This is a genomic window from Streptococcus suis, assembly GCF_046032115.1.
Taxonomy (GTDB): Bacteria; Bacillota; Bacilli; order Lactobacillales; family Streptococcaceae; genus Streptococcus; species Streptococcus suis_AJ.
In genome coordinates this window covers 1-22,562 of record NZ_JARQOZ010000021.1, presented here as the reverse complement: position 1 = coordinate 22,562, position 22,562 = coordinate 1, and the positions used below count along the sequence as shown (strand labels likewise).

General features: G+C 41.5%; 22 protein-coding genes. 20 read left to right on the top strand and 2 right to left on the bottom strand.

Annotation, left to right across the window (positions count from 1 at the left end):
• Positions 1-122: 122 nt before the first annotated feature.
• From P7J36_RS07370 to galE, 11 genes are all read left to right on the top strand, one after another.
• Positions 123-1,166, top strand: a complete 1,044-nt coding sequence (locus tag P7J36_RS07370; RefSeq protein ID WP_029187197.1) for an ATP-binding protein — start codon at positions 123-125, stop codon at positions 1,164-1,166.
• Between the two features lie 5 nt (positions 1,167-1,171).
• Positions 1,172-3,397: a S8 family peptidase gene (locus P7J36_RS07365; protein ID WP_408551749.1), complete on the top strand. Its 2,226-nt coding sequence runs from the start codon at positions 1,172-1,174 to the stop codon at positions 3,395-3,397.
• Between the two features lie 103 nt (positions 3,398-3,500).
• Positions 3,501-3,941, top strand: coding sequence for a hypothetical protein (locus tag P7J36_RS07360; RefSeq protein ID WP_029187199.1), 441 nt, complete (start codon positions 3,501-3,503; stop codon positions 3,939-3,941).
• On the top strand, positions 3,938-4,765 hold the full coding sequence (locus P7J36_RS07355) for a hypothetical protein (RefSeq protein ID WP_029187200.1): 828 nt from the start codon (positions 3,938-3,940) through the stop codon (positions 4,763-4,765). The genes P7J36_RS07360 and P7J36_RS07355 overlap by 4 nt, the downstream gene beginning before the upstream one ends.
• A 114-nt stretch (positions 4,766-4,879) precedes the next feature.
• On the top strand, positions 4,880-6,007 hold the full coding sequence (gene hemW / locus P7J36_RS07350; protein ID WP_398582908.1) for a radical SAM family heme chaperone HemW: 1,128 nt from the start codon (positions 4,880-4,882) through the stop codon (positions 6,005-6,007).
• Between the two features lie 278 nt (positions 6,008-6,285).
• On the top strand, positions 6,286-7,026 hold the full coding sequence (locus tag P7J36_RS07345) for an acyl-ACP thioesterase domain-containing protein (protein ID WP_398582376.1): 741 nt from the start codon (positions 6,286-6,288) through the stop codon (positions 7,024-7,026).
• Positions 7,013-7,630: an NUDIX hydrolase N-terminal domain-containing protein gene (locus P7J36_RS07340; RefSeq protein ID WP_408551750.1), complete on the top strand. Its 618-nt coding sequence runs from the start codon at positions 7,013-7,015 to the stop codon at positions 7,628-7,630. Before P7J36_RS07345 ends, P7J36_RS07340 begins: the two co-directional genes overlap by 14 nt.
• A 9-nt stretch (positions 7,631-7,639) precedes the next feature.
• Positions 7,640-8,413: a TIGR01457 family HAD-type hydrolase gene (locus tag P7J36_RS07335; protein WP_408551751.1), complete on the top strand. Its 774-nt coding sequence runs from the start codon at positions 7,640-7,642 to the stop codon at positions 8,411-8,413.
• On the top strand, positions 8,403-9,017 hold the full coding sequence (locus P7J36_RS07330) for a TIGR01906 family membrane protein (RefSeq protein WP_408551752.1): 615 nt from the start codon (positions 8,403-8,405) through the stop codon (positions 9,015-9,017). The genes P7J36_RS07335 and P7J36_RS07330 overlap by 11 nt, the downstream gene beginning before the upstream one ends.
• An 83-nt stretch (positions 9,018-9,100) precedes the next feature.
• The gene (rpsU, locus tag P7J36_RS07325; protein WP_000048054.1) at positions 9,101-9,277 is read left to right on the top strand and encodes a 30S ribosomal protein S21; all 177 of its coding nucleotides are present in this window, start codon (positions 9,101-9,103) and stop codon (positions 9,275-9,277) included.
• Positions 9,278-9,379: 102 nt separating this feature from the next.
• Positions 9,380-10,393, top strand: coding sequence for a UDP-glucose 4-epimerase GalE (galE, locus tag P7J36_RS07320; RefSeq protein ID WP_408551753.1), 1,014 nt, complete (start codon positions 9,380-9,382; stop codon positions 10,391-10,393).
• 79 nt (positions 10,394-10,472) lie between these two features.
• Here galE and mscL read toward each other — a convergent pair whose 3' ends face one another.
• Positions 10,473-10,856, bottom strand: coding sequence for a large conductance mechanosensitive channel protein MscL (gene mscL / locus P7J36_RS07315; RefSeq protein WP_408551754.1), 384 nt, complete (start codon positions 10,854-10,856; stop codon positions 10,473-10,475).
• 182 nt (positions 10,857-11,038) lie between these two features.
• Here mscL and dnaG point away from each other — a divergent pair, with 182 nt between their 5' ends.
• The 9 genes from dnaG (at position 11,039) to aguB (ending at position 21,805) form a co-directional block, all read left to right on the top strand.
• Positions 11,039-12,829, top strand: a complete 1,791-nt coding sequence (gene dnaG, locus P7J36_RS07310) for a DNA primase (protein ID WP_408562442.1) — start codon at positions 11,039-11,041, stop codon at positions 12,827-12,829.
• A 2-nt stretch (positions 12,830-12,831) separates the two neighbouring features.
• Entirely contained in the window at positions 12,832-13,950 is a 1,119-nt protein-coding gene (gene rpoD, locus P7J36_RS07305; protein WP_024378007.1) for an RNA polymerase sigma factor RpoD, read from the top strand.
• A gap of 236 nt (positions 13,951-14,186) precedes the next feature.
• Positions 14,187-14,510 (top strand): metal-sulfur cluster assembly factor, encoded by a 324-nt coding sequence (locus P7J36_RS07300; protein ID WP_029172169.1) that lies wholly within the window; start codon positions 14,187-14,189, stop codon positions 14,508-14,510.
• Between the two features lie 518 nt (positions 14,511-15,028).
• Complete coding sequence (locus P7J36_RS07295; protein ID WP_408551756.1) at positions 15,029-16,477, top strand: aminotransferase class I/II-fold pyridoxal phosphate-dependent enzyme; 1,449 nt, start codon at positions 15,029-15,031, stop codon at positions 16,475-16,477.
• A gap of 2 nt (positions 16,478-16,479) precedes the next feature.
• Positions 16,480-17,337 carry a polyamine aminopropyltransferase gene (gene speE, locus P7J36_RS07290; protein WP_029186735.1) on the top strand — a complete coding sequence of 286 codons (858 nt, stop codon included), beginning with the start codon at positions 16,480-16,482 and terminating at the stop codon, positions 17,335-17,337.
• Positions 17,337-18,596, top strand: coding sequence for a saccharopine dehydrogenase family protein (locus P7J36_RS07285; protein WP_408551757.1), 1,260 nt, complete (start codon positions 17,337-17,339; stop codon positions 18,594-18,596). Before speE ends, P7J36_RS07285 begins: the two co-directional genes overlap by 1 nt.
• A complete protein-coding gene (gene nspC, locus P7J36_RS07280; RefSeq protein ID WP_408551758.1) occupies positions 18,597-19,724 on the top strand; it encodes a carboxynorspermidine decarboxylase in 1,128 nt (375 codons plus the stop codon).
• Positions 19,721-20,824 carry an agmatine deiminase gene (gene aguA, locus P7J36_RS07275; RefSeq protein WP_408551759.1) on the top strand — a complete coding sequence of 368 codons (1,104 nt, stop codon included), beginning with the start codon at positions 19,721-19,723 and terminating at the stop codon, positions 20,822-20,824. The genes nspC and aguA overlap by 4 nt, the downstream gene beginning before the upstream one ends.
• 105 nt (positions 20,825-20,929) lie before the next feature.
• Positions 20,930-21,805 (top strand): N-carbamoylputrescine amidase, encoded by an 876-nt coding sequence (gene aguB, locus P7J36_RS07270; RefSeq protein WP_408551760.1) that lies wholly within the window; start codon positions 20,930-20,932, stop codon positions 21,803-21,805.
• A gap of 37 nt (positions 21,806-21,842) precedes the next feature.
• On the opposite strand, the gene P7J36_RS07265 is transcribed toward aguB, so the two are convergent.
• Positions 21,843-22,436, bottom strand: coding sequence for a TVP38/TMEM64 family protein (locus P7J36_RS07265; protein ID WP_024385388.1), 594 nt, complete (start codon positions 22,434-22,436; stop codon positions 21,843-21,845).
• Positions 22,437-22,562 lie beyond the last annotated feature (126 nt).

The following is a 22,562-nucleotide window of genomic DNA, read 5'->3' as shown; positions in this document are numbered from 1 at the left end:
GAAGAAAATTATAATTATGTAATAATTCTTTAGATTTCTTGTGCATTAAAAAGATGCTTTTGTCCCTATAATGTTGACTTTGTCCCAAAAGATTGTTATTATATTTTTAGGAGGATAGACAGATGAAAAAAAAACAAGTGATAAACCTTATTAGATATTTTACAGAGGGCAATACTTCTGGATTTAGAACTGAAGCCTATGAGATAGCTAAAGCCTTCGACAAAGCGGGAGATCACCAATTAGCAGAATATATTATAGCAATGCTTTCAGAAAACAATACATTTATTCCACAAGTAAGTGAAGAAAAATTTGAATCACTAAGAAAAATTCAGTTGACAAATTTCAACCCTTTACCACTTCCAGAAGCTATATCTTCAGATGTTATAGGAGTGGTGAACGCTGTGCGACGAAATATTGGGGTAGATAAATTTCTGTTTGAAGGTGCACCTGGGACAGGGAAGACAGAAACAGTAAAGCAGATTGCTCGCTTGCTGCAAAGAGAGCTATATGTTGTAGATTTTGAAACTATTATTGATAGTAAACTAGGTCAAACTGCAAAAAATATAGCTAATTTATTTAAAGAAATTAATAGTTTTACACACCCTGAACAAACGCTTATCTTGTTCGATGAAATTGATGCTATTGCATTAAACAGATTAGATAATAATGATCTTAGGGAGATGGGGCGTGCAACTACAGCAATATTAAAAGGGATGGATACGTTGCGAGACGGAATTGTTTTGATTGCAACCACTAATTTATTTAGCGCTTTTGATAAAGCTCTAATTCGAAGATTTGATGCAGTTATTAACTTTAATCGATATAGTCAAGAAGATTTGTTGGTGATTGCGGAATCTATGATGTCAACTATTTTGAACGATTCAAAGCATTCTGGTAAAAATGTGAGACTTTTCAAAAAGATAGTTGCGCTTTGTTCCCCTATTCCATATCCTGGGGAGCTTAAGAATAACTTGAAAAGTGCAGTCGCATTCAGTAGCCTAACAGATAAGTTCGACTATTTACGACGATTATTTTCAATTTTTTATAAACCGATTGATAACACAACCTTAAAAGAGTTGAAAGAATTAGGTTTTACGGTAAGAGAAATCGAAATTTTGACAGGAATATCTAAAAGTCAAACAGCTAGAGAATTAAAGGAGGATTGATATAGATGAATGATCTTTTACAATTGAAAGGGCGTTTTGAGCAACGATCGAGTAGTAGTAAGCCAGGAGCACCCAAACTCTTATCCAATAAAGTTGTGACGATTAATGAGTTAGTGGAGTTAAGAAATCAGCTAGAGTCACTAAGACAATACTGGGGAACTGTTACCTATTTTGAAGGAGCTTTTATAACAATTGTTTATAAAGACATAGTAGCTAAGAGTCGGCGAGCAAAAGAGCTATTAAAGAAGAATAGTCGTACTTCTCCAAATGATCTAATTGTTGGTGCTCGTTATATAGAAGGTGACAACATACGACATGCCATTACTTACTATGTTGATAACAATACTATTGTCGAAACAATAAATAAATTAGAGTTAGCGATAGAAATCCTTGATGAAGAATTTTCCGGCAAGATTACCACAGAAGTAGTTGATGCAATAAATGCTAAGTTGTATCCATATGGAAGTTCTAAGTTATCAAAGACAACATTCTTACAAGTCATTGTTGATGTTAGCTCTATCGCAGAGTTCACTATTCCAGAGGCAAATATTGATTCAGGACAACGGTCAATTGTTAGTGTGTTTAAAACGGAACTACAAACGTCCGAACTACTTCGTAGATTGGGATTAGATATTTCTATCGGTAGAGTAATAGATGATTCAACCATTTTATTAACTCCGGATGAGATTGCCTTAATAATGGAAAAGGCACCTTATCTCATATCTATGGCGACAGTGGATTTATCTCAATTAGATATTCTGGATTTTGATGAGGCAAATTCGAGCCAAATATTGTCCATTCCAGATCCTACCAATGAGCCTATCATCGGTGTTATTGATACTTTATTTGATGAGAGCGTTTATTTTTCGAAATGGGTAAAATATGAAGATAGAGTTGATAGTCAAATTGAAAAAATGTCAAGTGATTATGAGCATGGAACGGGCGTATCATCAATAATTGTTGATGGGGCTTCAATTAATCCGGATCTTGATGATAATTGTGGTCGTTTCAGAGTCAAACATTTTGGTGTTGCTACAAGCAAACAATTTAGTTCCTTTACTATTATGAAACACATAAAAGAGATAGTTGCTGAAAATAGAGAAATTAAAGTTTGGAATTTATCTCTTGGTTCTGCACTTGAAATTCATAAAGATTTTATCTCTCCTGAGGCGGCAATATTGGATAAAATTCAATATGATTATGATGTTATATTTGTTGTTGCTGGAACAAATAAGCCATCAGATTCGAATAGCCCGATGTTAATTGGAGCACCAGCAGACTCAATAAATTCACTTATCGTTAACGCAGTAAATAGGGATAATATGCCCGCTTCATATTCCAGAATAGGTAAAGTTCTATCTTTCTTTAATAAACCAGATGTTAGTTATTATGGTGGAGATGGTAGAGATAGAATTAGGGTCTGTTTCCCTCTAGGAGAAGGTTTTGTTAAGGGAACTTCATTTGCAGCGCCTTGGATTACGAGGAAAATTGCATACCTCATACATAAAGTGGGATTAAGCAGGGAAGTTGCTAAAGCACTAGTGATTGATTCAGCTATATCTTGGAGCCAAAATATGGCATCTTCAAATGTTATAGGTTACGGTGTTGTTCCTCAAGATATTAATGAAGTAATAAACGCAAAAGATGATGAGATAAAATTCATTTTGTCTGGGGAATCTCTCAAGTATGATACATATAACCACCAGTTACCAGTTCCTATTGTAAATGGACAACATCCTTTTGTTGCTAAAGCGACACTCTGTTATTTCCCAAAATGTTCCAGAAATCAGGGAGTTGATTATACTAACACAGAATTAGATATTTATTTCGGAAGAATGTTGCCTAATGGTAAAGGTATTAAAACAATAAATGACAATAAGCAAAGTGATAATGTAGCACTCCACGAAGAAGATGCACGGGAACAATACAGAAAATGGGATAATGTAAAATCAATTATAGAATATGTTAAACCGCGTGGACGTGCGAAGAAAGCTTATGATAATGGCTTATGGGGATTCAGTCTCAAGACTAAGGAGAGATTAAATACTGGAGACGGAGAAGGGCTAAAATTTGGAATTGTTGTCACTCTTAAAGAAATCAACGGTATAAACAGGATTAATGACTTTATAAACCAATGCTCAATGCGTGGCTGGTTAGTGCAAAGAATCGATGTGGAAGAACTGATTCAAGTTCACAGTATTGCTGAAGAAGAAATTAGTTTTGATGAGTAACGAGCGTCAAAAGTGTTCCTTTATATTTGGTAAATATTGTAGTATTTTTGCTTGAATCGGTTAGAAATTAAATTAGAAATTATTAAGAAAGTGTGGATAATGAATGGAAAACTTTACAATTGAATTTGAAGCCGATTCAGATGGCTATTTTACTTATGAGTGTCCATTTTGCGAAGAGCAATTTAAGCTATTGGCTTCCGAGGTGCAAGATGGAGATTTTGAACTCGAGGAACTATTTTGTCCGTATTGCGGATTAGTTGATAATGCTGATAAGTTCTATTCAAAAGAAGTATTAGCCTATATTCAAAATCTCGCCGAAGAATGGATGATTAACACTATAAATAAGAGTTTTGGTTCAATCAAAAGTTCAAAAAATTTTAAGGTTGACTTCAAGAAGATAAAGCATAACTCCATTGCTAAACCATCTGAAATAGACTCCGTTGAGGAAGTATTTACTTGTGAAATGTGCAAAAAACATGAAAAAGTTTTATTCAGTGCAGGAGCTTCAAAAGTTTTCTGTGCTTACTGTGGAGGTGATTTATGATGGAAGAATTACAAAAATATAGGAAAATCAGTTTAGATTTCAGAAGAAATTCATCAAATATGTTGAATACAAAGTATAATGATGGCTTACTATATCTCATCAGATTTAAAGAATTTATTGACAAGAACGATATTATACGTCAAATTTTAGAAGACCTATGGACTGATTTACCGAAAGACTTTAATGAAAAGCTCGTATCGGAAGATAATAATTCAGGATGGAGCAATTTCAGTATTCCCATAGATGAATCGAAACATTTAAAACTTTGCTATGATTATTTGAATAAAATTATAGAAGATGACGTTGATTTAGCAGGATTATCTTGTGCATTTCTTTTAACTTCTTCTAAAAAATTTAATGATAAAATACGAGAGTTTTTGAAGAAAGCATTCAAACCCTTAGTTGACTATATCAACGATCAGTTATCTCAAAAAATAATAGAATTAACCGGAGTAAATCAAGCCATGTCTCAAATTACACAAAATATTGAAAATAATTACGGAACAGCTTCAGCAGTGGGAACTGGAACTATATCATCAATAAATAATATCTCTACGACGGATATTGAAACTTTAAAAAATCTCTGTTCAAATATTTTAAAAGACTTAACTGGATTAAATATGTTGTCTGAAGATGACAAGGAAATGATTATTGATGATATTGAAACAATTCAATCGCAAGTCGTTTCCGATAAACCCAAGAAAATAAAGCTTAAGAAAGCGTGGTCTTCAATTCAAAGTTTTCTCTCTAAAATCCCAGCAGGAATACCTGTCGCATTACAATTAATGGAGTTGGGTGATAAATTATCCACATTATTTTTTTAGCACTACCATCTCTTGTTGTGGGATATATAAAAATCACGGGCTATTCCGTGATTTTTGTGGTTATAGGATTTGCGGTGATTTGGACTGCTGTCTGGAATGTGCTATAATAGTCCTATGAAAAAACGACCAACTTCTGCCTATATCCACATTCCATTTTGTACCCAGATTTGTTACTACTGTGACTTTTCCAAGGTCTTTATTAAGAATCAGCCTGTTGATGAGTATTTGACAGCCCTTATGGAAGAGGTCAAGTTTTACGACCTGCCAACCCTCCGCACACTTTATATCGGAGGCGGAACACCATCGGCTCTTTCGGCAGACCAGCTGGACTACCTTTTGACCAATCTGGAGGACTTGCTGGACTTGTCACAGTTGGAAGAATTCACTATTGAGGCCAATCCAGGTGACTTGACGGCGGATAAGATTGCGGTTCTGAAAAAATCCAGGTGCAATCGAGTATCGCTTGGCGTTCAGACCTTTGACGACCGTATGCTGAAAAAAATCGGTCGCAGCCACAACCAAGCACAGATTTATGAAACCATTGCCGCCCTCAAGGAAGCGGGTTTTCACAACATTTCCATTGACCTGATTTATGCTCTACCTGGTCAGACCATGGAGCAGGTGGTGGACAATGTCGCCAAGGCCTTGGAGCTGGACATTCCCCACATGAGCCTCTATAGCTTGATTTTGGAGAACCACACGGTCTTCATGAACCGCCAACGCCGCGGCAACCTGCATCTGCCCAACGAAGATGTGGAGTCCGATATGTTCGACTACATTTTGCAAGAGCTGGAGAAAAACGGCTTCGAGCACTACGAAATCTCCAACTTCACCAAGCCAGGATTTGAAAGTCGCCACAACCTCATGTACTGGGACAACTCGGAGTACTATGGTCTAGGAGCTGGAGCATCTGGCTACATCGACGGCATGCGCTACCGCAACCGCGGCCCCATCCAGCACTACCTCAAATCCATCCGCGAAAAAGGCCATTCTCGCTTACATGAAGAATTCCTCAGCCAGACCGAGCAGATGGAAGAAGAGATGTTTTTAGGTTTACGGAAAAAAACTGGCGTGTCCATTGAGCGATTCGAGGAAAAGTTTGGCATTTCCTTTGAAGACCGCTACGGTCAGGTGGTCAGAGACTTGAAAAATGAAGGTCTCTTGCAAGAAGAAGACCGTTGGCTTCGTATGACGAAAAAGGGATTGTTTCTTGGCGATACAGTTGCCGAGCGTTTCATATAGTCATTCAGTTTGTTTTATTATTTCGACGAGCGAGGAAACTTCGTTTCCTTATTTCCAACTTCAAACACTCCACTGGAGTATTTGAACTCGCTTTGCCGTACTTATCGTAAGTGTGATTTCCAAACTTCCATAGTCCGCTGGACTAGTGAAGCTACCTGCAGCTGTTGACGCGAACTTTGTTCGCTTCATTTCCAACCTCCAACTATCTCCCAGATAGTTGGAGCAAGTACTAAAAGCAAACTGAAAGACTATACTTTAAGACTAGAAAGATTAGAATTATGGGACTAAGCTACCAAGAAGAGTTCACCATTCCTTTTGATATGGTGGATGTTAAACAAGAAATCAAACTGCCTGACTTTATTTCCTACTGTCTTGGTGTGTCAGGTCGGCAGTCGGAAGAACTGGGGCGCAGTGACCTCTATGTTTTTCAGGAATTTGGCTTGATTTGGGTGGTGACAGATTATGAACTAACTATTCAAAGCCTGCCCAAGTACAATGAAACCATCACGATAAAAACAGAAGCGGTTGCTTACAACAAGTTTTTCTGTCATCGGATGTTCTATATCTACGATGCAGCGGGTAATCTTTTGTTGGACATTCTCTGCTATTTTGTCCTGATTGATTTTGAGACTCGCAAGGTGGCGCCTGTGCCAGAAGATTTGATTGCTCCTTATCAGTCTGAGCAGGTCAAGAAATTACCTCGGGCTCCTAAGTATCAGCTCTTGGAAAATCCATCTGTTCAAGAATTTCCTGTTCGCTATTTTGACTTGGATATGAATGGTCATGTCAATAATGGCAAGTATCTGGAGTGGATGTATGAAGCACTGGGCTATGATTTTCTGCTCTGCCATATCCCTAAAAAAATCCAACTCAAGTATCTTAAGGAAGTAGAGGCAACTAGCTTGGTGAGTTCACGTTTGGTGGCAGAAGCTGGTGTCAGCCAGCATGAGGTTGTGGTAGATGGGCATATTCATGCGCAAGCTGTCATAGAATGGAGGGAAAGTCATGTCGCAGGATAAGTGGTTGGAATGGGCAGTGCGTTTACAAGCCTTGGCTCAGACAGGCTTGGCTTATGGAAAAGATGTTTATGACATGGAGCGTTTCGAAGAAATTAGACAGATTGCGGCAGAAATGTTGGTAGAGCCATCTGGACAGCCCTTTGAAGTGGTGACAGACTTGTTTTGCAATGAAACAGGCTATCAGACACCCAAGCTGGATACCCGCGCAGCTATTTTCCAAGAGGATAAAATCCTGCTTGTCCAGGAAAACGATGGGCTCTGGTCCTTGCCAGGTGGTTGGTGCGATGTGGACCAGTCCGTCAAGGAAAATGTTATCAAGGAAGTAAAGGAAGAAGCGGGGCTGGATGTGGAGGCTCTGCGAGTCGTTGCGATTTTGGATAAGCACAAGAATAATCCTGCCAAGTCAGCCCACCGCGTGACCAAGGTCTTCATTCTATGTCGACTCCTTGGCGGGGAGTTTCAGCCCAATTCGGAAACAGTTGCCAGTGGCTTTTTCAGTCTAGATGACTTACCACCGCTCTCACTTGGGAAAAATACAGCTGAGCAACTAGCACTTTGCTTGGAAGCTAGTCGGTCTGAGCATTGGGAAACACGATTTGATTAAGGAGAAAGTATGATTTATCAAGGTTATTTGATTGATTTGGACGGGACGATTTATGAGGGGAAAAAGCGGATTCCTGCCGGTGAGCGGTTTATTCATCGCTTGCAGGAACGTCAGATTCCCTATCTTTTCGTGACTAACAACACTACCCGTCGTCCTGAAATGGTGCAGGCTATGTTGGCGGAGCATTTTAATATCGAAACACCGCTGGAGACCATTTACACGGCTAGTCTGGCTACCGTGGACTATATGAATGACTTGGGTCGGAAAAAGACAGTCTATGTCATTGGTGAGGACGGGCTCAAGTCTGCCATTTTTGAGGCAGGTTATGTGGAAGACACGGAAAATCCTGCTTATGTGGTGGTGGGGTTGGATACTCAGTTGACCTATGAAAAACTGACCATTGCCACCTTGGCTATTCAAAAGGGAGCGACCTTCATCGGTACCAACCCTGACCTCAATATTCCGACCGAGCGTGGTCACCTGCCAGGAGCAGGCTCTCTGATTGCACTGCTACAAACTGCAACCCGTGTGCAGCCTACCTTTATCGGCAAGCCTGAGGCCATTATCATGGACAAGGCTCTGGAGATTTTAGGTACAGAACGCAGTCAAACGGTTATGGTGGGGGATAACTACCTGACGGATATTCGCGCAGGGATTGACAATGGATTTCCAACTCTTTTAGTATTGACTGGCTTTACCAAGCCAGATGAGGTTGCTAGTCTGCCTATAGCTCCAACCCATGTCCTCGACAGTTTAGATGAATGGAGTTTTGATGAGAACTAAGTTACAGATTATCGGAACGATTTTATTTGTCTTGTCGGCAGCAGTTCTAGGAACCATCTACCTAGCTTGGCTAGTTTATCCGCTTGAGATTTCTTTTTTGGGGTTGGAAAAAGTGGTCTACATGAAAGCGGCAGATATTTCCTATAATTTCAATATCTTGATGAACTATCTGACCAATCCATTTGCAAGTGTTTTAGATATGCCAAATTTTTCATCCTCAGCTGATGGTCTGAAACATTTTGCGGATGTGAAAGGTCTCTTTCATCTGGCACAGCTTATTTTCCTGATTAGTTTGCCTGCTGTTTTCTATTTTTGGAAAGAAGTGGTGCGAAAAGGATATGGCAAGCTCTATCGAACTGTTTTTATATGGATGGCATTAGCCCCTTTGCTCATTGCACTAGTAGGTTTGCTGATTGGCTTTGATAGCTTTTTTGTCCTCTTCCATCATCTGCTCTTTCCTGGTGATTCGACTTGGCTCTTTGACCCCTTGAAAGATCCGGTCATTTATATACTTCCACAGGAATTTTTCCTTCATTGTTTTATTATTTTCTTTATCCTATATGAGTTGCTTTGTTTGATGTGGCTTTGGAGAGTTAAAAAATAATATTAGCCAAGAAAAACCACTTGACAACGCAGTGAATTTACAGTAAAATAAGTAGGACTTTGAAATTGAGGGGAGTGAAAATAATGTCAAAAACAGTAGTACGCAAGAACGAATCACTTGATGATGCTCTTCGTCGTTTCAAACGTGCGGTTACTAAAGCTGGTACTCTTCAAGAAACACGCAAACGCGAGTTCTACGAGAAACCATCTGTAAAACGTAAACGTAAATCAGAAGCAGCTCGCAAGCGTAAAAAATTCTAATTGAATTTGAACAGCCTTCGGGCTGTTTTTTTGTTTACTTTTCACCCTATGTAACATATAATAGATATATAAAATTTTGTCCAAGTAAAAAGGAGAGCATACATGAGTATCTTGGTTACAGGCGGAGCAGGCTATATTGGTAGCCATACCGTTGTGGAATTGTTGAAATTAGGGAAAGATGTTGTTATCGTAGATAATCTATCCAATTCTAGCATCTTGGTTTTGGACCGAATCGAAGCAATTACAGGCAAACGCCCAACTTTCTATGAGCTAGACATAGCAGATAAGGTTGCCTTGCGTCAGGTTTTTGAAAAAGAAAACATTGAGTCAGCTATTCACTTTGCAGGCTACAAGGCAGTCGGTGAGTCCGTTGAAAAGCCAGTTATGTACTATGAAAACAACATCATGTCCACCTTGGCTTTGGTAGAAGTCATGGCAGAGTTCGGTGTTAAGAAAATTGTCTTCTCATCTAGTGCAACTGTCTATGGTCTCAATAATCCATCCCCTTTGGTGGAAACCATGCCAACCAGTGCAACCAATCCTTATGGCTATACAAAAGTCATGTTGGAACAAATCTTGCGTGATGTGGAAGTAGCAGACAAGGAGTGGAGTATTGCCCTACTCCGTTATTTCAACCCAATCGGTGCCCATGAATCTGGTTTGATTGGGGAAGATCCGGCTGGTATTCCTAATAATTTGATGCCGTTTATTGCACAAGTAGCCGTTGGTAAACGTGAGGAACTCAGCGTTTTTGGTAACGATTATGATACAGTTGATGGTACTGGAGTGCGTGATTATATCCATGTGATTGATTTGGCGCTCGGTCATATTAAGGCGCTTGAAAAAATTTCAACTACTACAGGTGTACATACTTACAATCTTGGTTCAGGTCAAGGAACTAGTGTCTTAGAACTTGTTCAAGCTTTTGAAAAAGTGAATGGTGTACCGGTACCTTATAAAATCGTTGACCGTCGTCCGGGTGATGTGGCGACCTGCTATGCTAATGCAGACAAGGCTCTAGCTGAACTCAATTGGAAAACAGAGAAAACGATTGAGGATATGTGCCGTGACACATGGAACTGGCAGTCTAAAAATCCAAATGGATATGAAGGATAAAACAATAAGGGAAGCCGATTGGCTCCCCTTTTTTGACAAGAAGAAAACAGGCAAGGTACCTGTTTCACTATCTTATTGATTATTTTTTCAACAAGTCGCGGATTTCTGCAAGCAATTCTTCTTGAGTTGGACCAGCAGGTGTAGCTTCTTCAACAGCAGCTTCTTCTTTCTTAGCCAAGCTTTGAGCTTTTTCCGCAGCCTTAACGATGAAGAAGAGAACAGTACCAACAATCAAGAAGTTGATAACAGCACTCAAGAAGTTACCGTATGCTACACCGTTCCATGACAAGTCAGCGATTTTTTCTGCACCAGCAGCTTTCAAAGCTGGCGTCAAGAACAATGGAGTAATTACATCTTCAACCAATGATTTAACGATTGCACCAAATGCAGATGCAATAATCACACCGACAGCCAAATCAATCATGTTTCCACGGAACAAAAAGGCTTTTAAATCTTTCAACATATCCTAAATATGTCCTTTCATAAATATTTTACTCTATTATATAATAACCGTTAAAAATTATTTTACAAGTAATTTGTTTCAGAAATTTTACATTTTCCTTCTTTTAGTATAAAATAGAGTATGTTAAACTAAGGGAAGAGTGTTCACTTTTTAAATTAGCTAGTATGATATGAGGAGGGAATGTGCTTTCAAAGGATAAAATTACTGAAATAAAACAAGCTCTCAATATCGTTGATGTTATTGGTGAAACGGTTGCTTTGACTAAGGCCGGACGTAATTATGTCGGTCTTTGCCCTTTTCATGGGGAGAAAACCCCGTCTTTCAATGTGATTGAAGATAAGCAGTTCTATCATTGTTTTGGATGTGGGAAGTCTGGCGATGTATTTAAGTTTGTCGAAGAAGTTCGTGGTGTTTCTTTTGCAGATGCGGCAGCTATCTTAGCTGAGAAGGCAGGGTTTCAAGTAGATGTAACTCCTTCCTATCGTCAAGAAGAGAAAAGGGTTAGTCCGCATCAGGTACTGTATGATATCCATCGAGATGCCGCAAAGTTTTATCATGCCCTTTTGATGACAACCAAAATGGGTGAGGAAGCTAGAGCTTATCTACACCAACGTGGCTTGACAGATGATGTCATAAAAACATTCCAGCTAGGCTTAGCTCCTGCCGAACAGAATATTCTTTACCAAAAACTATCTGGTCAATATGCCGAAGAAAGTCTATTGAATTCGGGTTTGTTCAATCCAAGTGAGAATAATATTATATATGATGCCTTTCAAGCGAGGATTATTTTCCCCTTGGCGGATGAATATGGTCGAATTGTAGCTTTTTCAGGTCGGATTTGGACAGATAAAGACTTACAGAATAAGCAGTTAGCCAAGTATAAAAATTCTCGTAGTACAGAGATATTCAATAAAAGTTACGAATTATATCATTTGGATAAGGCCAAGGCGGTCATCAAAAAGCAGCGGGAAGTTTACCTGATGGAGGGATTTCTAGATGTTATTGCTGCTCATCGTGTAGGGATTGATAATGCAGTGGCTTCCATGGGAACAGCTTTGACAAGAGAGCATGTTGCACATCTAGCTAAGTTTTGTAAGAAAATTGTTCTGACTTATGATGGGGATAAGGCTGGACAGGCTGCTACCATGAAGGCGTTGGACGAACTACAAGATTTTCAGGTTGAAATTGTGAGCTTGCCAGATAATATGGACCCAGATGAATTTTTGCAGAAAAATTCGGAAGAAGCCTTGCAACAGGTTTTAACCAAGTCACGAATCAGCGATGTAGAATTTTTGATTCAATACTTGAAACCTGAAAATCCTGACAATCTACAAATGCAGATTGAGTTTGTAGATAAGATTGCACCAATTATTGCCAAAGTATCATCCATTACAGCTCAAAATTCTTATATTTATAAGGTGGCGGATTTACTTTCTGATTTTGATTATAATCAGGTGGAACAGACAGTAAATGCTGTTCGTCTGAACCAGCGCCAGGAGCGAACACAACAGGTATTTCAATCACAGACTGGTCAGTCTTACTTGCCACCAGTCCAAACGATTGCTCGTATAACGAGTCTTATTCGAACAGAAAACCATTTACTTTATCGGATGGTTGAACATCCTTATATTCTCAATGAGTTCCGTTTACGAGAAGATTTTTATTTTGCGACGCCAGAATTGCAAGCTATTTATGATATGTTAAAAAAATCTGGGGAAATTACCAGTTTTGAACTATCACAGTTGAACGATTCCGCTCAACAGGCTTGGTATCGTATGCAGGAAGAACGTTTACCTAATGAAGTATCTCCACACGAAATCGAAGAATTAGAAATTCGGCGAGACAAGGAATTGTTAAAGAAGGAGAACCAGCACCTAGCACGGAAAATCCGTGAACATTCCCATGTGGGAAATGCAGATATTGCCCTCGATGAGTTGCAAAAACTCCTCGATAGAAGAAGACAAATGGAGTAAATATGACCAATAAAAAAGATAAAAAAACAGAAGTAACTACTTTTGATGTACAAGTTGCCGAATTTATCCGTAACCATAAAAAACAAGGTTCAGCTACAGACGATGAAATCAATGACCAACTGGTTATTCCATTTACGCTTGATGCTGACGGAATCGATGATTTGCTCCAACGTATTCAGGACGCAGGGATTTCGATTGTTGATAAAGAAGGGAACCCTTCTGCTCGTGCCATGCAAGTAGAGGAAGAACCAGGATTATCTGATGAGGAATTGCTCGGAAGCACTTCTGCAAAAGTGAACGACCCAGTCCGCATGTATTTGAAAGAAATTGGTGTTGTACCTCTTTTGACCAACGAGGAAGAGCAAGAATTGGCTCTGGCAGTCGAAGCAGGGGACCCAGAAGCGAAACAACGTTTGGCTGAAGCCAACTTGCGTTTGGTTGTATCCATTGCCAAACGCTATGTCGGCCGTGGTATGCAGTTTCTTGATCTTATCCAAGAAGGAAACATGGGCTTGATGAAGGCCGTTGATAAGTTCGACTACTCTAAAGGTTTCAAGTTTTCAACTTATGCAACTTGGTGGATTCGTCAGGCTATCACTCGTGCCATTGCGGACCAAGCGCGTACAATCCGTATTCCTGTTCACATGGTGGAAACCATTAACAAGTTGGTTCGTGAGCAACGCAATCTCTTGCAAGAATTGGGCCAAGATCCAACTCCTGAGCAAATCGCTGAGCGTATGGATATGACGCCTGAGAAAGTTCGTGAAATCCTAAAAATTGCCCAAGAGCCTGTTTCTTTGGAAACACCAATCGGGGAAGAAGATGACAGCCATTTGGGAGATTTCATCGAAGACGAAGTCATTGAAAATCCTGTTGATTACACAACTCGTGTCGTTCTTCGTGAACAGTTAGATGAAGTATTGGATACTCTTACTGACCGTGAGGAAAACGTATTGCGTCTTCGTTTTGGTTTAGACGATGGTAAAATGCGCACGCTTGAAGATGTTGGGAAAGTCTTTAACGTAACCCGTGAACGCATCCGCCAAATCGAAGCCAAAGCCCTCCGCAAACTCCGCCACCCATCCCGCAGCAAACCACTCAGAGACTTTATTGAGGATTAAAACACCACTGACGTGGTGTTTTAACCCGAGCCTAGAAATATGAAAGCGAGGAATAAGCCTACGGATAGGCTTTCTCAACGTCCGCCTAGAAAACCGAAATTGGCCAAAGTCTAGTGGACTATAAAGTTACTGGCTTCTCCCAGTCCTATTTTCATACGAAATGGTTCTATGGATGACTTGGATAAAATCTTGGTTTCTTTAGATGAAAATGAAATGGTGAAAAGAAAGAGAGAAAAATGACGTATACAGAAGAACAGGTAAAAGATATTCAAGAGCGTATTTTTCATGCTCTTGAAGATGTGATTGACCCTGAACTAGGTATTGATATTATCAATTTAGGGCTAATTTATGAAATCCGATTTATTGAGGGCAAGGCTGAAATTGATATGACCTTGACGACCATGGGCTGTCCCTTAGCTGATTTGATTACCGATCAAATTCATGATGTACTGAAGGATGTTCCTGAAGTAACAGAAGTAGATGTGAGACTGGTTTGGTCACCAGCCTGGACCGTTCAAAAAATGAGTCGTTATGCTCGAATTGCATTAGGAATTAAATAAAAAAACAAAATGGTTTCGAACGTTTGAAGCCATTTTTTTATTAATGTTTGGATTTTTTGCAAATAATATTAAAAATTATACTTGTCAAAGAGAAATTTCCGTGTTACAATAAACAGGCCTAGGAAAAGTAGTCATACCTATTCTAGCAAATATCAGACCTATATGGGATGAGTAGCTCTGCTATTGATCATAACCAAAGCCTACGGACAGGCGGGTCGAATGCCGAAGCGTGGCGTAAGCCACATTATTGATAGGGTTAAAAGCCTACATTTTATAAGTTGATTTTAGGGTTCATCCCTAATTCGTATATCAAATTTAGTGTGGTGAAAGCACACGTCATCTTGTGAAACGGTCAATAAAGTACGTATATATTTGCACTGGAGAGTAGGAAACGGTAGGCACATAAACTCAAGAGAAGAATAAAAAACGTCGATTTGGATTGTAGAGCAGGATGCACCCTGCTCTTTTTACTTGTTTAAAAAAGGGTAGGAGTCCATCAAGCAAAGGAGTTTTTCAATATGAAAAATCAACACCAAGCCCCTATTTATCAGGGGTTGGTACAGTTACGCCGGAAACGGATTGTTCCCTTTGATGTCCCAGGACACAAACGAGGGCGCGGAAATCCTGAGTTGGTCGAACTGTTAGGAGAAAAATGCGTGGGGATTGATGTCAATTCCATGAAGCCTTTGGATAATCTAGGGCATCCTGTCTCCATTATTCGAGAGGCGGAGGAATTGGCGGCAGAAGCCTTTGGTGCCAGTCATGCCTTTCTCATGGTTGGAGGAACCACTTCTTCCGTCCAGACCATGATTCTGGCGACCTGTAAGGCGGGCGATAAGATTATCCTCCCCCGAAATGTCCACAAGTCAGCCCTCAATGCCCTTGTCCTTTGTGGCGCCATCCCTGTCTATGTGGATATGAGCGTGGAGCCACGGATTGGCATTGCTCTTGCCTTGGAAAATGCTGCCTTTGAACGGGCCATTAGAGAGCATCCTGATGCTGTTGCTGTCTTGATTAACAATCCGACCTATTATGGTATTTGCTCGGACCTGCGTAGCTTGACTGAGAAAGCTCACGCAGCGGGCATGAAAGTTTTGGTAGATGAGGCCCACGGAGCTCATTTGCATTTTTCGGACAAATTGCCAGAGGCGGCTATGGATGTGGGGGCTGATATGGCAGCTGTTTCCATGCATAAGTCAGGTGGTAGTCTGACCCAGAGCTCGCTTTTATTGGTCGGTCCAGATATGAATGTGGAATATGTCCGCCAGATTATCAATCTGACCCAGTCAACATCCGCTTCCTATCTCTTGTTGGCTAGTCTGGATATTTCACGGAGAAATCTAGCCCTTCGTGGGAAAGAATCTTTTGAAAAAGTCATTGAAATGTCTGAGTATGCTCGTCGTGAAATCAATGCTATCGGTGGCTACTATGCCTATTCTAAAGAATTGATTGATGGCAAAACGGTGCATGATTTTGATGTAACCAAGCTCTCCATCTATACGCAGGGCATTGGTCTGACAGGGATTGAAGTCTATGATTTGCTGCGGGATGAGTACGACATCCAGATTGAATTTGGCGATATTGGCAATATCTTGGCTTATATTTCAATCGGTGACCGCTTGCAGGACATCGAGCGGCTGGTGGGAGCTCTGGCAGACATCAAGCGTCTTTACTCACGAGATGGTTCGGATTTGATCTCAGGAGAGTACATCCAGCCGCAGCTGGTCTTGTCACCGCAGGAAGCCTTTTATGCAGAGCGGGAAAGCCGTTCCCTGCAAGAAGCAGTTGGTCAGGTCTGCGGGGAATTTGTTATGTGCTATCCGCCAGGTATTCCTCTTTTGGCCCCTGGAGAACGAGTGACCCAGGAAATTGTTGACTACATCATCTTTGCCAAGGAGCGCGGTTGCTCCGTCCAAGGTACGGAAGATCCAGATGTCAACTACATAAACGTTATAAAGGAGGGCTAAAGATGGAAATGTGGTTTTCAGAAGTCCAAACGCCAGATGTTAAGTTATCCATTCGCACCAGTCAACAACTTTATGCTGGCAAGAGTGAGTTTCAGGACATTGCTGTGTTGGACTCGCCAGCCTTTGGAAAGATTTTGACCCTTAATGGTCGGGTTCTCTTTTCAGATGCGGACGACTTTGTTTACAACGAAATGGCCGTCCATGTGCCCATGGCCGTCCATCCCAATCCCAAGAAGATTTTGATTTTGGGTGGTGGAGATGGTGGCGTTGCCCAAGTTCTCAGTATGTATCCTGAAATCGAACGCATTGACGTAGTAGAGCCAGATGAACTACTTGTTGAAGTGTGTCGTCAGTATTTCCCTGACTATGCATCAGGACTTGAAGATGAGCGTGTAGAGGTCTATTTGCAGGACGGTTTGCGGTTCTTGCGCAATTGTGAAAATGAATATGACATTATCATCAATGATGCGACAGATCCATTTGGACACACGGAAGGGTTGTTTACCAAGGAATTTTATGGTAATGCATATAGGGCTTTGAAGGAAGATGGCATTATGGTCTACCAACATGGTTCCCCATTCTATGATGAAGATGAGTCGGCTTTTCGTTCCATGCATCGCAAGGCTAGTCAATCATTTCCCATTAGTCGTGTCTATCAAGCCCATATCCCAACTTCAGCAGCAGGTTATTGGTTATTTGGATTTGCTTCTAAAAAATACCATCCAATTGAAGATTTTGATAAGGAAAAATGGAAAGCGCGCCAGCTTTTTACAGAATATTATACTGCTAACCTCCATATCGGAGCATTTCTCTTGCCCCGCTATGTAGAAGACATTTTAGAAGAAGAGGAGAAAAAATAATGAGTCGTTTGTTAGTTATTGGATGTGGCGGAGTTGCCCAAGTTGCCATCAGCAAGGTGTGCCAGGCAGAAGCTACCTTCAAGGAAGTCATGATTGCCAGCCGTACCAAGTCCAAATGTGATGATTTGAAGGCTGCCTTAGAAGGAAAAACTTCCGTAAAAATTGAAACTGCCCAAGTGGATGCGGACAGGGTAGAAGAAGTGATTGCCTTGATCGAAAACTACCAGCCAAAAGCTGTCTTGAACGTTGCCCTGCCTTACCAAGATTTGACCATCATGGATGCCTGCTTGGCGACTGGCGTGGACTATATTGACACGGCCAACTACGAGTGCGAGGATACAGAAGACCCTGAATGGCGGGCCATCTACGAAAAACGCTGTGCTGAAGAGGGCTTTACGGCTTACTTTGACTACTCATGGCAGTGGGCTTATAAGGAGCGTTTTGAAAAAGCAGGGTTGACAGCTCTTTTGGGATCCGGATTTGATCCAGGCGTGACCAGCGTTTTCTCAGCCTACGCATTGAAACACTATTTCGATGAAATCCACTATATCGACATCCTAGACTGTAACGGTGGAGACCACGGCTATCCATTTGCGACCAACTTTAACCCTGAAATCAACCTGCGTGAAGTTTCAGCACCAGGCTCCTACTGGGAAAATGGCAAATGGGTGGAAGTTGAAGCCATGTCTATCAAGCGAGAATATGACTTCCCAGAAGTGGGGCAGAAGGATATGTACCTCCTCCACCATGAAGAAATCGAATCTCTTGCTAAAAATATTCCAGGTGTCAAACGCATTCGCTTCTTTATGACTTTTGGTCAATCCTACTTGACTCACATGAAATGTTTGGAAAATGTTGGTCTCTTGCGGACTGACCCAATCAACTTTAACGGACAAGAAGTCGTACCTATCCAATTCCTCAAAGCATTATTGCCAGACCCTGCCAGCCTTGGTCCACGTACTGTTGGGAAAACCAACATCGGCGGTATTTTCAAAGGTATCAAGGACGGTGTGGAGAAGACTATCTACATCTACAACGTATGTGACCACCAAGAGTGTTACAAGGAAGTTGGCTCACAAGCTATTTCCTATACAACTGGTGTGCCAGCCATGATTGGAACCAAGCTTGTCATGGACGGAACTTGGAAAAAACCAGGCGTTTACAACTTGGAAGAATTGGATCCAGATCCATTTATGGACCTGCTCAACCAATATGGTTTGCCTTGGCAAGTAGTAGAAAATCCTGTTTTGGTGGACTAGATGAGAATCGATCAAGTCCCAACACCAGCTTACGTCATTGATGAAGCCAAGCTGGTAAAAAATCTAGAAATTCTCAAGTCTGTCCAAGACCGCACAGGCTGCAAGGTGTTATTAGCCCAAAAAGCCTTCTCCATGTATGCCACTTACCCCCTAATCAGTCAGTATCTGGCTGGAACAACCGCATCAGGACTTTACGAAGCCAAATTAGGTCGTGAAGAGTTTGGAGGTGAAGTCCATGTCTTTGCTCCAGCCTTCAAGGAGGCGGATTTGGAGGAGATTTTGGAGATTGCGGACCATATCGTCTTTAACTCAGAGCGCCAACTCCGCAAGCATGTGGACAAATGCCGAGCAGCTGGAGTCAGTGTCGGCCTGCGAATCAATCCAGAATGTTCGACCCAAGGTGAACATGCCCTCTATGACCCCTGCGCAGCGGGTTCTCGTTTCGGTGTTCGTATTGACCAGTTTTCAGAAGACCTGCTGGACTTGGTGGATGGCCTGCATTTTCATACCCTCTGTGAGCAAAATTCGGATGATTTGAAAACCACCTTGGATGCTGTCGAGGCCAAATTCGGTCCATACCTACACCGTATCAAATGGCTCAATATGGGTGGAGGCCATCATGTGACCAGAGAAGATTATGATCTAGATTTGCTGATTTCTTCTATCCAGCACATGCAGGAAACCTATGGATTAGAAGTCTACATTGAGCCTGGTGAGGCCATCGCCCTCAATGCGGGCTATCTGGTGACAGAAGTTTTAGACATTGTTGAAAATGGCATTGAGACGCTGGTTTTGGATACTTCGGCTACTTGCCATATGCCAGATGTCTTGGAAATGCCCTATCGCCCACCGCTGCGAAATAGCTTTGAGGCTGGAGAGAAGGAGTTTACTTACAGACTGTCTTCCAATACCTGTCTGACGGGCGACATCATCGGCGATTATTCCTTTGAAAAGCCTGTGGAGATTGGCGACAAGCTCTACTTTGAAGATATGGCAATCTATTCTTTTGTCAAAAACAATACTTTCAATGGCATTGGTCTGCCAAGTCTGGTCTTGATGGACAAGACTGGTGACTGCCGAATTGTTAAGAGTTTTGGTTATAAAGATTTCAAGGGGAGGTTGTCATGATAGAAAGTCCAAAAGCAGCTGGCTACCGCATGCCTGCTGAGTATGAGCCTCATCATGGTACCCTAATGGTGTGGCCGACTCGCCCAGGATCCTGGCCCTTTGATGGTCAGGGGGCAAAAAAAGCCTTCAGCCAGGTCATTAAAACCATTGCTGAGAGCGAGCAGGTCTATCTCTTGGTCGATGAGGCACACCGTGAGGAGACCCAATCCATGCTGGGTGATGTTGTAACCTACCTGGACATCCCTACCAACGACACTTGGGCGCGTGACACAGGTCCGACGGTTTTGGTTCATGAAAATGGCAGAGCTTTATCTGTCGATTGGGCTTTTAACGCTTGGGGCGGAAGCTATGATGGTCTTTATCAGGACTATGAGGCAGATGATCAGGTGGCTAGTCGTTTTAGTCAGGCCATTGGTCTGCCAGTTCATGATGCCCATCCCTTTGTTCTTGAAGGCGGAGCCATTCACAGTGACGGTGAAGGAACCATCTTGGTGACCGAATCCTGTTTACTGAGCCCAGGCCGCAATCCCTATTTAACCAAGGACCAGATTGAGCAAGTGCTTCTAGATACTCTCGGAGCTGAAAAGGTTCTCTGGCTTCCATACGGAATTTTCAATGATGAAACCAATGAACACGTGGACAATGTTGCGGCCTTTGTCGGCCCAGCTGAGATAGTTTTAGCCTGGACGGATGATGAGGCAGACCCCCAATATGCCCTGTCCAAGGCTGATTTGGACTACTTGGAAAAGCAAGTGGATGCCAAGGGCAGAAAGTTGACCGTTCATAAACTGCCCATTCCTAAACATCCCATTCTGGTAACGGAAGCGGATTTGCCAGGCTATGTCTATGAAGCGGGGGAGGAAGAAAGGACTGTTGGAGAACGCTTGGCGGCTTCCTATGTGAATTTTTACGTCAGCAACGGTGCGGTTTTAGTGCCCCAGTTTGATGATGAGCATGATGCGCAGGCATTGCATCTCCTAGCGCAGCTTTTTCCAACCAGAAAAGTTGTCGGCATACCAGCCCGCGACATCCTACTTGGAGGTGGGAATATTCACTGTATTACCCAGCAAATCCCCCTTTATGGGGCTAAATGTCCCTGATATAGCGTCAAGTCGGTTTGGCATACTCTAGTATAGCCTGTACCGCCTTTCCTTATCTCAGGTACATTCTATCTCCCATAAAGAATTTATGAAAAGGAAGAAAATATGAGAAATGTTACTGTAGCAGCTATCCAGATGCAATGCAGTCAGGACCTTTGGGAAAATCTGGCAACTGCAGAGCGTTTGGTCAGACAGGCTGCTGGTCAGGGAGCGCAGATTATTCTCCTGCCTGAACTCTTTGAGCGTCCTTATTTTTGTCAAGAACGTCAGTATGATTATTATAACTATGCTAAGTCTGTAGAGGAAAATGATGCTGTTCAGCACTTTATTCCTATTGCCAAGGAATTGCAGGTTGTCTTACCTATTTCATTTTATGAGAAAGAGGGGAACAATCTCTATAATTCTATTGCGGTCATTGATGCGGATGGTAGTGTTTTGGGAGTTTACCGCAAGACCCATATCCCTGACGATCATTACTATCAGGAGAAGTTTTACTTCACGCCTGGAAATACTGGTTTCAAGGTCTGGGAAACACGTTACGCTAAGATTGGCATTGGCATCTGTTGGGACCAATGGTTTCCAGAAACAGCTCGCTGTTTGGCACTGAATGGAGCAGAATTACTCTTTTATCCAACAGCTATCGGCTCAGAGCCGATTTTGGATACAGACAGTCAAGGCCATTGGCAGCGGACTATGCAGGGCCATGCGGCGGCCAACATCACGCCGGTCATTGCAGCCAACCGTATCGGCTTGGAAGAAGTGCAGCCTTCTGAAGAAAATGGTGGTCAATCGTCTAGCTTGCGTTTCTATGGCTCCTCTTTCTTGACAGATGAAACAGGAGACATTTTGACCAAGGCTGGACGTGAGGAAGAGACAATCTTACTTGCCACTTATGATTTGGACAAGGGAGCGCGTGAGCGTTTGGATTGGGGACTCTTTAGAGACCGTCGACCGTATATGTATCAGCAGATTGTAGAATAAACAAAACACCCTTGTCCGAAGATAAGGGGGTTCATTTTCATCCTAATAATTGCTGCAACCATTGGCTTCCATAGATCCAAAAGAAGCTATAGGCCACAACTGAGAAAGGGCGACAAAGTAAAGTGATAATAATAAATTTCCGATAACTCATGCTTGTTAATCCAGTAATCATCACCACTATGTCAGCTGGAGAAATGGGAGAAAGCATGCAGAGAATAAAGAAAATTTCATAACTACGTTTATTATCAATTTTGCTTTCATATTTGTAAAACGTATCTTCAGACATGAAGAGGAGACAAAATTTCTTTCCATAGCGACGAGCCAACCAGAAAAGGATGATACTACCGATTGAAATTCCAAGATAATTGAGAAAGAATCCCCACCAAAAATGAAATACGAGGAAACCCACAACAGTCGTAACACCGCCTGGAATAATCGGAAATACAACCTGAATAATCTGAATAGCTAAAAAGGAGAGGCTACCTAAAGCACCTTGGCTTTTGATTAAATCGCTTAAGACATTTTGGTCGTTCAAAATGCCAATCTTATAGAGCCAAAACAGAAAAATAGCAGTCCCGATAAGGGTCAAAATACTTAATACTTGAATGGTTTTTTGCCAAAATTTATACATACTTTCATTTTACCATATTTCGAAATTTTTTTAAATTGTAAGGAAAATGTGAATCATTCCCGTAGTTCGTATTTTATCCAATTTGTTACCGTCCAAAAGAGGATAGTGACGACTTTCCTTATCTCA

Bases quoted from the DNA above. Each gene is read 5' to 3' on its own strand.
- P7J36_RS07330 (WP_408551752.1), top strand. From the start codon at position 8,403: ATGAGAACTAAGTTACAGATTATCGGAACGATTTTATTTGTCTTGTCG.
- aguB (WP_408551760.1), top strand. From the start codon at position 20,930: ATGAGAAATGTTACTGTAGCAGCTATCCAGATGCAATGCAGTCAGGAC.
- P7J36_RS07365 (WP_408551749.1), top strand. From the start codon at position 1,172: ATGAATGATCTTTTACAATTGAAAGGGCGTTTTGAGCAACGATCGAGT.
- P7J36_RS07345 (WP_398582376.1), top strand. From the start codon at position 6,286: ATGGGACTAAGCTACCAAGAAGAGTTCACCATTCCTTTTGATATGGTG.
- P7J36_RS07285 (WP_408551757.1), top strand. From the start codon at position 17,337: ATGAGTCGTTTGTTAGTTATTGGATGTGGCGGAGTTGCCCAAGTTGCC.
- P7J36_RS07265 (WP_024385388.1), bottom strand. From the start codon at position 22,436: ATGTATAAATTTTGGCAAAAAACCATTCAAGTATTAAGTATTTTGACC.
- speE (WP_029186735.1), top strand. From the start codon at position 16,480: ATGGAAATGTGGTTTTCAGAAGTCCAAACGCCAGATGTTAAGTTATCC.
- rpoD (WP_024378007.1), top strand. From the start codon at position 12,832: ATGACCAATAAAAAAGATAAAAAAACAGAAGTAACTACTTTTGATGTA.
- rpsU (WP_000048054.1), top strand. From the start codon at position 9,101: ATGTCAAAAACAGTAGTACGCAAGAACGAATCACTTGATGATGCTCTT.
- P7J36_RS07300 (WP_029172169.1), top strand. From the start codon at position 14,187: ATGACGTATACAGAAGAACAGGTAAAAGATATTCAAGAGCGTATTTTT.
- P7J36_RS07370 (WP_029187197.1), top strand. From the start codon at position 123: ATGAAAAAAAAACAAGTGATAAACCTTATTAGATATTTTACAGAGGGC.
- P7J36_RS07295 (WP_408551756.1), top strand. From the start codon at position 15,029: ATGAAAAATCAACACCAAGCCCCTATTTATCAGGGGTTGGTACAGTTA.
- nspC (WP_408551758.1), top strand. From the start codon at position 18,597: ATGAGAATCGATCAAGTCCCAACACCAGCTTACGTCATTGATGAAGCC.
- P7J36_RS07335 (WP_408551751.1), top strand. From the start codon at position 7,640: ATGATTTATCAAGGTTATTTGATTGATTTGGACGGGACGATTTATGAG.
- hemW (WP_398582908.1), top strand. From the start codon at position 4,880: ATGAAAAAACGACCAACTTCTGCCTATATCCACATTCCATTTTGTACC.
- P7J36_RS07355 (WP_029187200.1), top strand. From the start codon at position 3,938: ATGATGGAAGAATTACAAAAATATAGGAAAATCAGTTTAGATTTCAGA.
- P7J36_RS07340 (WP_408551750.1), top strand. From the start codon at position 7,013: ATGTCGCAGGATAAGTGGTTGGAATGGGCAGTGCGTTTACAAGCCTTG.
- aguA (WP_408551759.1), top strand. From the start codon at position 19,721: ATGATAGAAAGTCCAAAAGCAGCTGGCTACCGCATGCCTGCTGAGTAT.
- P7J36_RS07360 (WP_029187199.1), top strand. From the start codon at position 3,501: ATGGAAAACTTTACAATTGAATTTGAAGCCGATTCAGATGGCTATTTT.
- galE (WP_408551753.1), top strand. From the start codon at position 9,380: ATGAGTATCTTGGTTACAGGCGGAGCAGGCTATATTGGTAGCCATACC.
- mscL (WP_408551754.1), bottom strand. From the start codon at position 10,856: ATGTTGAAAGATTTAAAAGCCTTTTTGTTCCGTGGAAACATGATTGAT.